The following is a 15421-nucleotide window of genomic DNA, read 5'->3' on the forward strand; positions in this document are numbered from 1 at the left end:
TTGAAAATACCACCTCATTTTGTTTTACTGAAAAAATCCACATTCTGACCATGCTCAATCATTTTTTTAATCATTCGCTCATTTAGATCATTCCAAACAAAGCCCGTCCTGCCCAATAGTTGGTTCGTTTTATCAGCAAGGATATGGAAGATGGTCTGTATTGATTCCTCGGTGAGGGTTAAGTCCTCGCCTACACTGTGAAGTTGGAGCGCATATAAATCTGAAGCAAACCGTTCGCTTTGTTTTTCATCAAAGATGTAATCGATAAATGCTTCAATAGACACTTCTTTAACGTCAATTGTTAAGCCTGGAGTTGTCAAGATATCCGCTAGGCTAACATAGTTTGGATTAAAAATATGATACGTCTCATTTATTAAAGCTTCTTTTGCAAACAGATTGATAATGGCTCGACTAACATCATCTACACATGAAAAATCTGTGTCCCTATCCATCTCGGGAACAAGACCGATCCTGAGATAGGATTTCATCATCGTATATAAGGAGTTTTGCTCGATGTTCTCCTGAAACCTGCCTGATGAAGAGTCAAAAACGATATTTCCAACTCTGAAAATGTTTGCCTTTATTCCCTTATTCCTTGCCTCCATGACAAGCTTTTCTGCTTGAAGCTTTGTCTTTGGATAGGGATGTTCGATGGTTTGCCCTAAATCATCATCATACTCGGTAAACAAAATATCCCTTTTGTTAAGAACAACCCCAGAAGCTACTGCCAATGTGGAAATATGGTTGAAATCTTTTCGAGAGCCTGAAAGCGCGAAATCAACCATATGTTGCGTTGACACTACATTTGCTTTATAGGATTCAGCTTCATTTCCAAAATGACTAACATTGCCGGCTGAATGGATGATACATTCGATTGTTTCACTAAGATATTGATAGGTTATCCGATCCAACCCTAACTCCTTTTTAGTTAAGTCTCCGTTATAAACGACGATTTTTTGTTTATACTCATCATAAAAGGAAGGGCCGAAATAAGAGCATATTTTTTCTTTTAGTCGTTTTTCCGCTGCCGCTTGATTGTCACCTCTTACAATCAAATGGATAAAGCTATTAAACTTAGTTAATAATTCATAAAGCAGATAAGCTCCTAAATAACCGGTTGCTCCTGTTAACAGGATTTCCTTATAGTTCCGTTCACGGGAAAGATCTGCTTCCACATACCTATTATTCTTGTTTTCATAGACATGACGCAATTCTTGCATCGTTTCATCCTCAACTAGGCGATGACTTTTCCGTCTTGCGGTTAGATATTTTGCCAACGCAGCTTTATCGACTCTATGGCTTGCTTTCTTATCAGTCATATGCTTAGCCAAGTCAGACACTCTCGGATATTGAAATAAGTGATTAATTGAAATATCAAAATCCTTCTGCAACCTTGCAACAACATTGACAGCGGTCAATGAGCTGCCGCCTATTTCAAAGAAATCATCTTGGCGGCTAATAGGATATACCCCGGTAACATCCTTGAATGCCTCGATAATCTTTTGCTCTTTCCCATCTGGAGAGGAGCTTGCTTGCTTCGATTCAGCCGGATGTTCTTCTATATAAGGTGCCTCTGGGACATCATGCTCAGCATTTTGATGCAGCCTATATAGCTTCCTGTCAAAAGAATAGGTTGGCAAAGGAATGCGGTGCCTTTTTTCATTTGCAAAATAGCTGGACCAATCTATTTTTACACCCTGCATATGAAGCTTGCCGATCGTTTGCAGCAAATACTGTTCATCGGAAACCTCTTCTTTGGGATGCCGCACTGTATTCACAATAGAAGTGGATAATTTTCCGCGAGATTGTTGTCTTACCAATGTGCTTAGTGCCCTGCCTGGCCCAACTTCAACGAATAGATAATCTCCGCCAGTTAAAAGCTGGCTGATCCCATCGGAAAACCGTACTGTGTGGCGAAGATGATGTACCCAATAGTCAGGGCTAGTTGCTTCGCTTGCCGTAATCCATTCACCCGTTACATTCGAGAGATAGGGAATGCTAGGCGGATGAAAGTCTATTTCTCTAAGTCTCTCTTTATAAGCCTCTAAAATGGGCTCCATCATGCTAGAATGAAAGGCATGTGAGGTTGCTAGTTTTTTATAAGACATGCCTTTGCTTGCCAGTTGCTCCTCAAACAGGATGATTTCTTCATTTGGACCTGAAACAACACAAGCGAAGGGGCCGTTCACTGCCGCAATGGATAGTTTTTCACTAAGAAACGGCATGATTTCCTGCCCGGAAGCCATCACACTTACCATACTTCCCTTTGGCAATTGCTGCATAAGCTTCCCTCGTTCATAAACGAGCTTTAAGGCATCTTTCAAGGAAAATACGCCGGCTAAGCATGCAGCTGTATATTCTCCGATACTGTGACCGATCATGCCGTCTGGTCGAATACCGTATTCCATTAACATTTTTGCCAATGAATATTCAAAAGCAAAAAGCGACGGCTGAGTATAAAGGGTCTGATCAATCTTGCCGTTGATCTCAGATGGATAGATCACTTCCTGCCAATTCAATCCGCTAATTTCCTCCAACAGATGAAAACAGCGATTCATCTCATCACGAAAAACCTTTTCCTCTCTAAAGAGCTCCAAGCCCATATTGACATACTGTGTTCCCTGCCCAGGAAACATAAGGATCATTTGCTTATTGCTGCCGTCATCCATCACCGTCTGTACCTTTGCAGGATCAAGGCTGAGCAGTTCGCGCTTTGCTTCTTCTTTAGTAGAAACCACCAGCATTCTTCTGTACTTTAAGTTTTTTCTGCCAGTTAACAGTGTGTAGCTTAAATCGGCCAGTTTTACGTTATCCTCCTGATTTAAATAACCAGCAAGCTTCTTTGTTTGGTCTTCAAGTGATTTTTCCGTTTGCGCGGAAAATGAGAGCAATTGAAACTTTCTCCCCTGATCCGAACTTCCTCTTTCTGGTGCCTCCTCAAGGATGACATGTGCATTTGTTCCTCCCATACCAAAAGAACTCACCCCAGCCCGTAATGGATAGCCCCGATTATTCCACTTAGTTAGTTCCTTGTTTACGTAAAACGGACTGTTTTCAAAGTTAATCTTAGGATTAGGCTTCTCGTAGTTAATACTAGGCGGGATCATCCGGTTCTTTAAGGCAATGGCTGTTTTAATGAAACCAGCCACACCGGCAGCATTATCAAGATGCCCGATATTCGCTTTTACTGATCCAATTCCGCAAAACCCTTGTTTTTCTGTGTTAAACGCCAATTTTAGGGCCTCAACCTCAATTGGATCGCCTAGTATCGTCCCGGTGCCATGTGCCTCAACATAGGATATGCTCTCAGGCTCAACTTCTGAGATGTGATGGGCTGTTCTGATAACGTCTGCTTGTCCTTCTACACTTGGTGCTGTAAAGCTTACCTTATTGGCACCGTCATTATTGATGGCAGAGCCTTTTACAATCGCATGGATAAAATCTCCAGATGCAATTGCATCCTCAAGTCGCTTCAACACAACAATACCCGCGCCGTTGCCATTCACCGTTCCCCTGGCACTGGCATCAAATGGTCTGCACTTTCCGTCTTGAGAAAGGATCATTCCCTCCTGATAAAAATAACCTCTTTTCTCTGGTAAGGTAATGGAAACTCCCCCCGCCAAAGCCATATCACAATCCCCGCTTAACAAAGCTTGGCAGGCTAAATGAACAGCGACCAATGAAGAAGAACAGGCAGTTTGAACGGTATAGCTCGGACCTTTTAAATTTAGCTTATGTGATAATCGAGTGCTGAAGAATTGAGAGCCATTTAATAACTCAGCTTCTTTTAAAAAGCCGGTTGCATGGCGGTAAACAGTGTCCAACCAATACAAATTTGTAGAACAGCCGATATACGTACCGATCAGTCCCTTTACGGTATCCGGGCAATAACCGCTGTGCTCCAACGCTTCCCATGCACATTCATGCAAGATTTTCAGCTGCGGATCCATTACCTCCGCTTCTTTCGGGGAATATTGGAATACATTTAAATCAAACCATTCTGTGCCAAAGATGGCTCCTCCGGCTTTCTTGTAATTTGGGTGTTGAAGGGTTTCTTGATCAATCCCTGCTTCCTGCAGTTCCTCATCAGAGAAAAGTGAAACGGATTCTACGCCATTCTTTAAATTTTTCCAGAAGGTATCGATATGATCTGCCCCGGGAAATCTGCATGACATCCCGACAATTGCAACTTCCATTCCATTTTCTACTGGTGAATGACTATGATTCATTCCAATCCCTCTTTCTTTGTCTTCTCTGTTTTAGCCTGGATTTCGATGCCTCCATCACCTGCACTCGATCTGTATTTGAAGTTTGAGCTTCATTTTCCATATCCAACGATTTTACATGCTTGGCCAAGTCAGCAATGGTTGTGTGCCTGAATAGCGTGACAACAGCTAGATCAATTTGGAACACTTCTTTTAATCGCTCATTAACCTGAACAATATTGAGTGAATTTCCGCCAAGATCAAAAAAGTGATCATGGATTCCCACATGGTGAATACCAAGAACCTGCTTCCATATCTCCGCAATCGTTTTTTCCAATTGTGTGTCCGGGGCAGGGGAAGTTGCTCCAGGCAACACATCTTGATCATCCTTCCTTTCTTGCAGCACCCTCACGTCAATTTTCCCATTAGATGATACCGGCATTTTTTCCAGCCTCACGAAATGAGAAGGAATCATGTATTCCGGCAAATTCATTTTCAAGTAATCTCGTAAATCTGACAGATTAACATCCTTATTCGTTACAAAATAAGCACATAAATAGTTTTCTTTATGTTGATTCTGCTTTGTAATAACAACTGCATCCTCGAATGCACCAAATTCCAAAAGATGGTTTTTCACTTCATCTGGCTCCACTCGGATGCCATTAATCTTTACTTGGTGGTCAATCCTTCCTAAATACTCAATGTTCCCGTCAGGCAGCCACCTTGCAAGGTCTCCTGTTTTATACATCCTTTCACCTGGAACAAATGGATCGGGGATAAACTTTTCTTTTGTTAAACTTGGGTTATTGATATAGCCTCTTGCCACACCTGCTCCTGCAATACATAACTCCCCAATGGCCCCTAACGGCACAATCTTAAGATCCTTGTCCACAATATAGGCCCGATAATGACTCAACGGTTTTCCTATTGGCATGCCAGAACTTGCTTCAGTTCCATTACAACAGTAAGAAGTTGAGAAGATTGTTGCTTCTGTCGGCCCATAAAGATTCATCACTTTTTCGGCATGAACCGAACTGCGCAATTGATCGTAAAGGCTCTTCGTGAATACTTCTCCGGCCACAAAAATGCAGCGAAGCTCATGATCCATTTTATGATTATGGATTAAAACCTTTAGATGGGAAGGAACAGCACCAAGCATGTTAATGTGATGATCTTTTATATAGCGCCAAAGCTCCTTTGGCTCTGCCATCACTTCTCTTTCAGGGATATAAAGCGTTCCTCCAGAAAGAATCGGCAGAAGGATCTGCTGCACAGAAACATCAAATGTGAGTTTGGCAAGCAGCAAATGTCGGAAGTCCTCATCAAACTGCAAGGTCTCAATTAACCCGACCAATTGATTGACTAGATTTCTATGCTCAATCATCACACCCTTTGGCTTTCCGGTCGTTCCAGACGTATAAATCACATATGCTAAATCATCTGGTTGATTGATATTTTCAGGTTGGGAATTGTCTTCTTTGCTCATCATTTCATTCGTTAATTCAATGAATTCTTGGTCAAAGGCTTCCTGTTCTAGTGTTGTATTCGTTGTCAGGATCAACTGACAACGGCTGTCTTTTACTAGATACGAAATCCTGTTAGGCGGCAAATTAGGATCAATTGGCAGAAAGGCTCCCCCTGCCTTTAGCACTCCCAGAACTCCTATTACCATTTCGAATGAAGGTCTCACCATCAATGCAACGATGCTATTTCTTTTGACTCCCTTGCTTCTTAACAGATTAGCCAGTTGATTCGATCTTTCATCTAGCTCAGTGTACGTAAATTCCTTGCCGTTACAGAAAACCGCCGCTTTGGCTCCCCTCTCCTTTGCTTGCTGTTCAACGATTTCCTGCACGGTCCTATCATAGAAAAATTCGGCCTTTGTCTCATTAAATTCAGAAAGAACCATTTGTTTTTCTTCATCTGATATCAATTCAAGCTCTTTTATCGGGCTATTTCCTTTTATCGTCATTTCATCTAACAAATGAAGAAAATGACCAGCGATTCTCTCCACGGTTTCCCTTTTAAAAAGATCGGTGCGAAACTTAAATTTCAGCGTAAGGTCTTCATTCGTTTCCAGAGCATGTAAGAATAAATCAAATTGAACCATCTTGCTTTCTATCGGCCAGCTGCGAAAAGCTAAATGACCACTATTCCTAACGAAATCCTCTTGACGATCAAGGGAAAATGCGATGTCAAATACCGGGTTTCTGCCTGTATTCCGCGGAACACCTAACTGATCGACCAAAACCTCAAACGGGTATTCCTCATGATCAAGTGCTTCAAGTGTCGTATTCTTCACTTCATTAATAAATTCCCGAAGTAATTTTTCACGGCGCGGAAAGTTTCTCATCACCACCGTATTTGCCAGCATTCCAATCATTTTTTCCAAGCCTGGCCGCGACCTTCCTGCTGTAGGTGAGCCGATCACAATCTCTTCCTGACCTGTATATTTGGCAAACAAAACATTTAACGCAGAAAGTAACATCATATAGAGGGTCGTTCCATTCTCCATAGCTGCCTCTTTTAATCTTGAAGTCAAATCGCTGCTTGCTGTGATCGTTATGAGATCACTATCACTTTTCTGAACTGGCCTTCGTGGATAATCAGTCCTTAACTCAAGTGACGGAATATGTGTTGAAAGTTGATCCAACCAATACTTTTCTTTACGCTTAAAATGCTCAGTCTGAAAAAACTGTTCTTGCCATACTGCGTAATCTCGATACTGCACCTTAAGGTTTGGCAGATCTTTCCCCTCATAAATCTCAGTAAATTCCTCCATTAATACATCCATAGAGAGACCATCAAATACAATATGATGAGCATCCGTTACTAGCAAATGCTGATTTTCTTGGATTTTTATGAGGTTTATTCTTATAAGAGGCGGTTTTTCAAGATGAAAGGGCTTGATCAAGCTCCTTACAACTTCCATAAGCCGCTCTTGGTCGGCCTCTATACAATTTACACTAATTGCCAACATAGGATGTACATGCTGCACCAGCTGTCCATCTGCAAAGGAAAAGGATGTACGTAAAATTTCATGACGATTTACGAGAATCTGAAAGGTTTTTTGTATTGCAGCTGTGTCAAGATCCCCCTCGATCATGATTCCAGTTGGTAAGTTATATGCCAATGAATCCTTGTTAAGCTGCCACATGATATACAGACGTTTTTGCTGAGATGAGACGGGATAATACGCTCTTTCTTTGACAGGCAAAATGCCTGCTGTTTCATATTGACGGTTTTCACTTAATAAACTAGCTAGATCCTTAATGGTCGGCTGTTTGAACATTTCACTCATTTGCAGATTTGCTGAAAATTCTTGATTGATTTTCAATACAACAGAAGCCGCCTTTAACGAATGACCTCCTATTTCAAAAAAATGATCATAACGTCCGACTTTTTTTAGCTGTAGTACTTCACCCCAAATTTGAGCAATTTTTCTCTCCAGCTCATTTTCAGGAGCAACGTAAATAGAACTTACCGTTGCCTTTAATTCAGGTTCAGGAAGTTTTTTTCGATCAATTTTTCCGTTTTGATTAAGCGGCATTTTGTTCAATTGTGTAAAATAAGCAGGAATCATAAAATCCGGCAATCGTTTCATGAGAAAATCTCTTAATTCGACAGCTGGTATATCCGACTTAGCCACAAAATAAGCACATAACTCTTTGGTACCTTGACGATCTTCCTTTGCAACAACGACGGCTTCCTCGACCTCATGATGCTTCAAAAGACATGCCTCAATTTCTCCGACCTCTATCCTAAAGCCTCTTATCTTGGTGAGATTGTCCTTTCTTCCGATAAATTCTAGATTGCCATCAGCAGTCCACCTCGCCAAATCTCCTGTTCTATAAACCTTTTTCCCAGGGATTGCAGGAAAATCGACGAACTTCTCTTTTGTTAAACCCGGGGCATTGTAGTAACCCTTTGATAATCCTGCCCCACTAATACAGAGCTCTCCAATAACCCCAATAGGCAGGAGTCTTAAATGATGGTCAACGATATAGATCTTCACATTATTGAGCGGCTTTCCAATTGGAATTTCTTTTCGTTCAATCAATTCTTCATCCTTTATCCGATAAAAGGATGAAATATCAGTGCATTCGGTCGGCCCATATGTATTTACGATTTCTCCGGTAAAGTTTAATGATTCTGCCAAAGGCTTTAACCTTTTAGAATGAATAGGTTCACCTCCTAAAAAGACATGTTTCAGTGATGCCAGCCTGATATAATCTGTTTCTTTATTGTATTCAACCAATGGATAAAAGCCGCTCGGCGTACAATTGATACTCGTAATCTTATGTAAGTGAATATAATCGGACATATTGTTGTAATCATAAACGCCCGGTTCAAAAATGTGCAATTGCGCCCCTTTTATTAATGGAGCAATAAAATTTTTATGTGCCGTGTCGAAACTAATCGGAGCAATTAATAAAACATTGTCTGTTTCGTTCATATCAAATTCATTTGTGTACCAGTGAAGCAGGTTTGCAAATGAATTTCTCTTTACCATTACCCCTTTAGGTTCACCTGTGCTTCCAGAGGTATAAAGAACATAAAGTAATCCGTCCGGTTGGAGGGGCAGATTTAGATTCTTTTCCATCTCAGCTGGTAAATCCTTCTGACAAATGACATCTACATCAATAAAGGCTGTTTGTTGATGCATCAGTTGCTTTTGATAACGGCTGTCTTTCACCACAATATCTACGTTCGAATTACTTATGATTTTTTCAATACGTTCCTTTGGATAGTTTGGATCGATAGGTAAATAAGCTGCCCCAGTCTTCAATACTCCTAATATACTGATTGGAAGCTCAAGCGACCTATCCATTATCAGCCCTATGATTTTTCCTTCCTTCGCTCCTATTTTGACTAATTCATTTGCTGTACGATTCGCTCTTTTATTTAGCTCCTCATAAGATAGCTTTTTCCCTTGAAAAACGATTGCCGTTTCTTGAGGCGTTTTGGATACCTGCTCTTCAAACAACTCAACAACAGTCTTGTCCATCGGAAACTCAGTGCCAGTGTCAATAAACTCGTGTAAAATACGTTTCTTCTCTTCCGATAAAAGCTCAATGTCAGAAAGGGATATATTTGGAGAATCTATTACTTTCTGATAGAAATGTGTTAGCTGATCCGTTATCTGCTCAATTATTTCCCCTATGTCTTTTTTAAAGGCGATTGAGCACTCAATGTCATTTCCATCCCAAGTAAAATGAAAGATAGTATCAGCAGATCGAGCATAAGTTGGTTTATTCGGTTGAATGTTTTCCAGCTGAACAATAGTCAGGGGCCTTAGTCTAGTAGCATTCTCAAAGCATAATAATGCCGCTAACCTATCATGTGACACTTTTTGATTTTGATGGGCCTCAGCAATCGTATGTTGAACATTGAAAAGAAGCTCTTTAAATGACATACCGGTTTGAACCTTGCTGCGGATAATCAGAGGATGGTCCTGATAAGCAGCACCTGTTTTCGCTTGGATAGCTGGAGTACCGATCGAGACATCTTCATTTTTCGAATAGATGGAAAGCAGGTATTTTACTCCACACATCAGGATGATGAACAAACCAGTTTCAGATTGGTTGCTTATTTTTATAATTTTCCTTGATAACTCCTTTGGAAATTGGTAGGTAAAAGTATCATGCTGAGCATCTTTCAGCTCGTTCTTTTTAGCAGTTTGTGCAAAACTATTCATCTCCCAATCTCCAGATAGCTTATTCAACCAGAATTGTTCTTCCTCTGTTACCAAATTTGCATTATAAGTTTGAGTACTCATAAATGTCTCCTCTCTCAGCCAATGTACAATTGATCAGCTTTATGATCTCCTTGTAGTGCTCGCGAATAAAAAAATGTCCTCCTGGATAACAAATGATTCTGCTGTCTTTTGCCGTAAAATCCCTCCATTTCATCATGTCATTTCTTGACATATTGTCTTTATCACCATACAAGGCCGTAATGCTTGTATTTATTTTTGCACGTACTTGGTCACCTTCATATTCTTCAATCAATTTAAAATCAGATCTTAAAACCGGGATAAACAGGTTCATCAGCTCCTGATTGTTAAGAACCTCTAATGGTGTGCCATTGAGTTCCAACAGTTCTTCTTTGAACTCTTTTTCTGGAAGATGATGAATTTTCTTTTTTCTTAACTGATTGGGAGCTTTTATGCCTGACAAAAAGAGGTGTTCTGGAGGACGACAGGATTCACTAGCCACTTTTTTGCAAAGTTCATAAGCGATAAGTCCACCCAGGCTATGTCCAAAAAAGGAATAATGATTTTTAGAAATGAAAGGATGTACAACATCAAAAAGGTCATCTATGGCCTCGTTCATATTTTGATAGAAGCTTTCTTGAAATCTCTTGCCTCTTCCTGCATAGTCAATGGGGCAAAGTTCAATGCTTGGATGCAAGTACTTGGACCAATGATGAAAGATCGCCCCAGATCCGCCTGCATAAGGAAAGCAAAAAAGAACAAGCTTTCTCATCAATTTCCCTCCTAACGAGAGGATTTTATACCAACAAAAAGAGCCTTATAGATAATAATAAATGACCCGCTGTCATTTATGGGTGTTCATCATCCATTATGTTAATCTATTTGGTGAAATTGGGATTTAATGTACTTGGGAAATTATTAGCTCTCTATAAAGCCTTTGTCATGCGAAACGAACCCTACTTTTCCTTCGTCTTATTCCAAAACGGTATACGACCTTGTATATCGTCAATAACTGATGTAAAGCCTGGTGCAGACGCCAGAAAAAAGCCAGTACAATGGTGTGCTTTTTGGTATTCGGGGTCTTCCAATAAAATAAGGTGTGCTTTTTTAATATTGAAATGCGGTACAGCAGGAAAAAGGTGATGAACCAAATGGTATGAATTTCTGTGAGGATGGAGTAATATGCGTTCAAACCAATTCCCGAAAGAATTCCTTGATGCAAATATTTCCTGTTCTGACTCTAAGCCGGCATGCTCTGCCATTTCGGCCCAATATTTTAAAACTTGAAACGTTGTTAAAAACGGAACAACCCAAAATAGGATGAATTCTTGCCAGAAGCCAAAAACGATTAAACAGGTAATAATTACTCCCCAGTATAAAGCTCTGATGATTTGATCGAAACGAGGTTCTTCTTTTGCATATGCCGTTACTTTAACCATTCCAATTAAATAGTTAGGCACATGCACTAAAAATAATGGTTTTAAACAGTGGTGAAGGAAAAAATCCATTTTGTTTTTTGGTGGTTTATCTAATCCAACTATCTTATACCTTTGTTTGTCAGGATCTTCATCACTCCATAAGTATCTATGGTGTGTCATATGACTTTTACAATAGGCTTTATAAGAGATCATAATTGGATAGGCAGCGAAAAGGGAAGCAACCCATTTATTTAATAACCGGTTTTTAAACAACATACGATGACTGGACTCATGCATCATGATATCCAAACCGCGCATACGGCTGCCGATGATTACTATGCTGATGAGATACATCCAAAATGTAGGGATTACATAACAAAGAGCAATTGATATGGAAATGATAAGCCAATCCAGGCCGATTGCAAAAAAGTTGTACCAATTGTTCTTTTGCTGCAATTCGCGAATCCTTCCGATAATGTCACGAGAAAAACGATGCTTCTCTAACTCTTGAGGGGGGGGTGTCGTTTCTACTAGGTTTGCTTCATTCATCATGTTATGAACTCCTTTTAATAGAATCAATGATCTTTGAAACATTTAGTCTTAGCTAATACTAACAACCAATTAACCTCTAACATCCAACAATTAAAAAACGACTTATCTCTACTCCTCTTTCAAATCCTCCCAGTATTATGAAGTCCTTAAAGGTACTGAATGCAGATCAAAGGATAGACAAAAAGCACCTTATAATCTAAATGATTATGATGAAAACAATTTATCCACTTCCATTACAATTGGAACTACATTTTGTTCAATATTTGAAAGGATATGAGTTTGAGTCTTCAATTTAACATTAACGGATGAATGCATTCTTACCCCAGGGTCAAAACCAAAAATAAAGAATTTATAGATTTCATCCTCCTTCTTTAAAATCCAAACTCCATATCCGTAATACAAATCATTTTTACTATTCTCATGGGGAGTCAATAATCTCTCCCTATATTCTTTGTTTAGCAGTTTTCCATCCCATAATCCATTCCAAAACTTATCCAGGTCTAATACGGTTGTAAAAGCCCCTCCATCTGGTCCGCCTACGATAGGAACGGAATAAATATTTGTTTTCCAGGTATGATCCTCATCACTATCAATGTATCCGAGTGCTGTCCGTTCTGGCAGCTGATCCATCCGAAAATACCCGGAGTCTGACATATCACAAGCTCTGAATATATGTTCCTTCACATAGTCCGGGAACGACATGCCAGATACTTTCTCTACAATTAATCCAAGTAAAATAAAACCAGCATTGCTATAGGAAAACTTTTTTCCTGGCTCAAACTTCATAGGGTTGTCCTGAAACATGGGTAAGAAATCATAGGGTGATCTTATCGAATACATAGGAACTGCCTTCCATAGTTCTTCAAAATCACTCATCACTTCTTCATCAAAATAATCTGGTATTCCTGAGGTGTGGGTTAATAAATGATGAATGGTAATATCGGGATGAAAATGTGGGAATGAAATAGGTAAACAATCCTTAAGATGGGTATCAAAGGTTAATAGCCCCTTCTCAACGAGTTGACATATCGCTACTGAGGTGAAGATTTTACATCCAGATGCCATGCCAAATCTTGTTCGTGAAGTAATGGCGATCTGTTCACTCCGATTGGCTAAGCCAAATTCCCCTTCATAGCGTGTTTGTTCACCTTTTATCAAAACTGCGCCAGAGAATGGCAATCGGTTATAATAACTCTTTACAAATTCTTCAATTTTTCGGGATAATTCCATTAAATCCAACCTTTCTCTACATTTTCCATTACTTCCAATACTGGTAATTTTAACCTTTTTCGTTGATGCGATCAACAGTTCTTAAGGCCTTAATTTATCCAGTTGAACCAGGAATTTCTCAGTATATTTAACTAGGACATAAGATCCCTTTTCTACGTTTACCTAGTACTGGGTGTTAAAAAATTAGAAATAAGCCTGTTAAAAAAATACCATCGTCTGACCTAGTTGATAAAAAGCGGATCTCATTATACATTTATACTGTAAACGATTATTCCCCTAATAGTGAGGTTACCATGTATAAAAATAGTCATGCCGCAGAAATCATTGCCTTTAAAATAGGAGATCCGGTACCTTTCGAGTGGATAAAACAGAAACTTCATATATTGCCTGATAATGAAAGACAAAGAATTTTACGATTCCACAAGTTAGAAGATCAACAACGAACGTTATTGGGGCATTTGGCAATAAGAAATCTCCTGCAAGACAGGCTAACAATACCCGTTCATTCTCTCTCCATAATAAGAGATCAATATGGACGTCCTTATCTCGACCCTTCTCATGGCTTTGAAATAGATTTTAACCTCTCCCATTCAGGTAAATGGATTCTAAGCGCCATGACGGCAGCGGGAAAAATAGGTGTAGATGTTGAAGAAATTAAGCCCATAGACCTTTCTGTAACCAAGCTATGTTTTACACAGGAAGAAATGGATTATTTTCAGATGATTCATCCAGACGAACAACTACCATTTTTCTTTACCATTTGGACCTTAAAAGAGGCATATGTGAAAACTATAGGAAAAGGACTCCTTTGTCCTATCGATGGCTTTGGTTTCAATATGGAGGATTGGTCACAAAATAAGCTTACATTAAGAACATCTCTTCATTCCCACCATTCATTTCACTTCAGATTATTTCAGATAGAGAAGAATTATGTTGCAGCAGTTTGTTGTACGGAATCAGTGCCTATTCAAAATGTAAAAGTAATGGAACGCTCTGTTTTTTTGTGATTTTTTTCTACAATCAAAAAGCGACCTTCCCGTTATCAGTGAAAAAGTCGCTTTTCCTGTATCTCATTAGGTTTTTGCACTTATTTTATTCTTTAATTTGATCATCTTCCGTTATATCGTTTTCAGTCGCATCTTGATTGCCTTCTTTTGTCGTATCTTCACCGGCATTCCCATTCGTATCTTCCCTTGCATCCTGTTCTAATTGCTCTTGTCCATCACCTTGAGGGTCCATGTTTTCATCGAGATTTTCATCAACTGGAGATTGGCCGCCCTCATCTGACGGAGTATTGCCATTCTCATCAGGAAGCTGGTCATGTGTTTCATCCGGTGGTGCAGGGTCTGCATCATCGGCACATCCTGTTACAATCATGGCTGCAAGCAGTGAGCCAGATAATGTTAATAACCATTTCTTATTCATGTGTATTGCTCCTTTCTTCATTATGAATGAGGCAATGTTCTTTTATTAGGTTTCCCTGTTTTTTTGATTTGATTCTTGGTGAACGAGATTGCATTTTCAAACAATAGGCAAAAAAAGAGACAAACGACCTGTGATCATGGTCCATTTGTCTCTTTTGCTTCTTATGCTTTTTCCTTTTTCTCACCTAATGCAAACGTGATTTCCGCTTCACAAGCGACTTCTCCATCAACCGTTGCAATTCCTTTTCCTTTTCCAATTGCGCCGCGTGCACGTGTAATTTCAACCTCAAGGCGTAATTGATCACCAGGTTTTACTTGCTTTTTAAAGCGGCAGTTATCAATTCCAGCAAAAAATGCTAAGCGGCCGCGGTTTTCTTCTTTCTTAAGCATGGCAACTGCACCTACTTGGGCAAGTGCTTCAACAATTAACACTCCAGGCATCACCGGGTAGTCCGGGAAATGGCCATTAAAAAACTCTTCATTCGCTGTTACATTTTTTATGCCCACTGCATGCTTGCCTTCCTCAACCTCTAACACACGGTCAACTAATAAAAATGGATAGCGATGCGGGATGATTTCTTTTATTTGTTGAGTATCTAACATATGTATGGCTCCTTGCTATTTTTTATTTTTTTGTATGTCGTTTCATTTCGATATAGAGTAAATCACTTCGAAGGAGAGTTACTCTTGAAGTCGAGATGAGAGGTGGGACTGGAAGCAATCGGCGATTCATCGATTGCCTTTATATACCTTCTCCTAAAAATCTTATAGAAAAAGTCTTAAGGTTAAAGAAAGTAATAAAATTCATCTTTATCTAGACTATAAGGAATCTGTGGTTCGCCGATTCCTATTAATCCAACATCCAACCTCTCATTT

At 39.6% G+C, this 15421-nt stretch carries 8 protein-coding genes; 1 reads left to right on the forward strand and 7 read right to left on the reverse strand.

Annotation, left to right across the window (positions count from 1 at the left end; genetic code table 11):
- Positions 1-14: 14 nt before the first annotated feature.
- The 5 genes from ACSVDH_RS28320 to ACSVDH_RS28340 form a co-directional block, all read right to left on the reverse strand.
- Positions 15-4229 (reverse strand): beta-ketoacyl synthase N-terminal-like domain-containing protein, encoded by a 4215-nt coding sequence (locus ACSVDH_RS28320; protein WP_439250879.1) that lies wholly within the window; start codon positions 4227-4229, stop codon positions 15-17.
- Positions 4219-9984: a non-ribosomal peptide synthetase gene (locus ACSVDH_RS28325; RefSeq protein ID WP_439250881.1), complete on the reverse strand. Its 5766-nt coding sequence runs from the start codon at positions 9982-9984 to the stop codon at positions 4219-4221. Before ACSVDH_RS28325 ends, ACSVDH_RS28320 begins: the two co-directional genes overlap by 11 nt.
- A complete protein-coding gene (locus tag ACSVDH_RS28330; RefSeq protein ID WP_439250883.1) occupies positions 9965-10693 on the reverse strand; it encodes a thioesterase II family protein in 729 nt (242 codons plus the stop codon). The genes ACSVDH_RS28325 and ACSVDH_RS28330 overlap by 20 nt, the downstream gene beginning before the upstream one ends.
- A 184-nt stretch (positions 10694-10877) precedes the next feature.
- Positions 10878-11888, reverse strand: a complete 1011-nt coding sequence (locus ACSVDH_RS28335; RefSeq protein ID WP_439250932.1) for a fatty acid desaturase family protein — start codon at positions 11886-11888, stop codon at positions 10878-10880.
- Between the two features lie 207 nt (positions 11889-12095).
- Positions 12096-13121: a serine hydrolase domain-containing protein gene (locus ACSVDH_RS28340; RefSeq protein ID WP_439250885.1), complete on the reverse strand. Its 1026-nt coding sequence runs from the start codon at positions 13119-13121 to the stop codon at positions 12096-12098.
- A 293-nt stretch (positions 13122-13414) separates the two neighbouring features.
- Between ACSVDH_RS28340 and ACSVDH_RS28345 the strand changes: the two genes are divergently transcribed.
- Positions 13415-14128, forward strand: a complete 714-nt coding sequence (locus ACSVDH_RS28345; RefSeq protein ID WP_439250886.1) for a 4'-phosphopantetheinyl transferase family protein — start codon at positions 13415-13417, stop codon at positions 14126-14128.
- Positions 14129-14213: 85 nt separating this feature from the next.
- Here the strand turns inward: ACSVDH_RS28345 and ACSVDH_RS28350 are convergent, their stop codons facing one another.
- The gene (locus ACSVDH_RS28350) at positions 14214-14546 is read right to left on the reverse strand and encodes a hypothetical protein (protein WP_439250887.1); all 333 of its coding nucleotides are present in this window, start codon (positions 14544-14546) and stop codon (positions 14214-14216) included.
- A gap of 161 nt (positions 14547-14707) precedes the next feature.
- Positions 14708-15148 (reverse strand): 3-hydroxyacyl-ACP dehydratase FabZ, encoded by a 441-nt coding sequence (fabZ, locus tag ACSVDH_RS28355; protein ID WP_439250888.1) that lies wholly within the window; start codon positions 15146-15148, stop codon positions 14708-14710.
- Between the last annotated feature and the right edge of the window lie 273 nt (positions 15149-15421).

Source organism: Metabacillus sp. Hm71 (assembly GCF_051842955.2).
Lineage (GTDB): Bacteria > Bacillota > Bacilli > Bacillales > Bacillaceae > Metabacillus.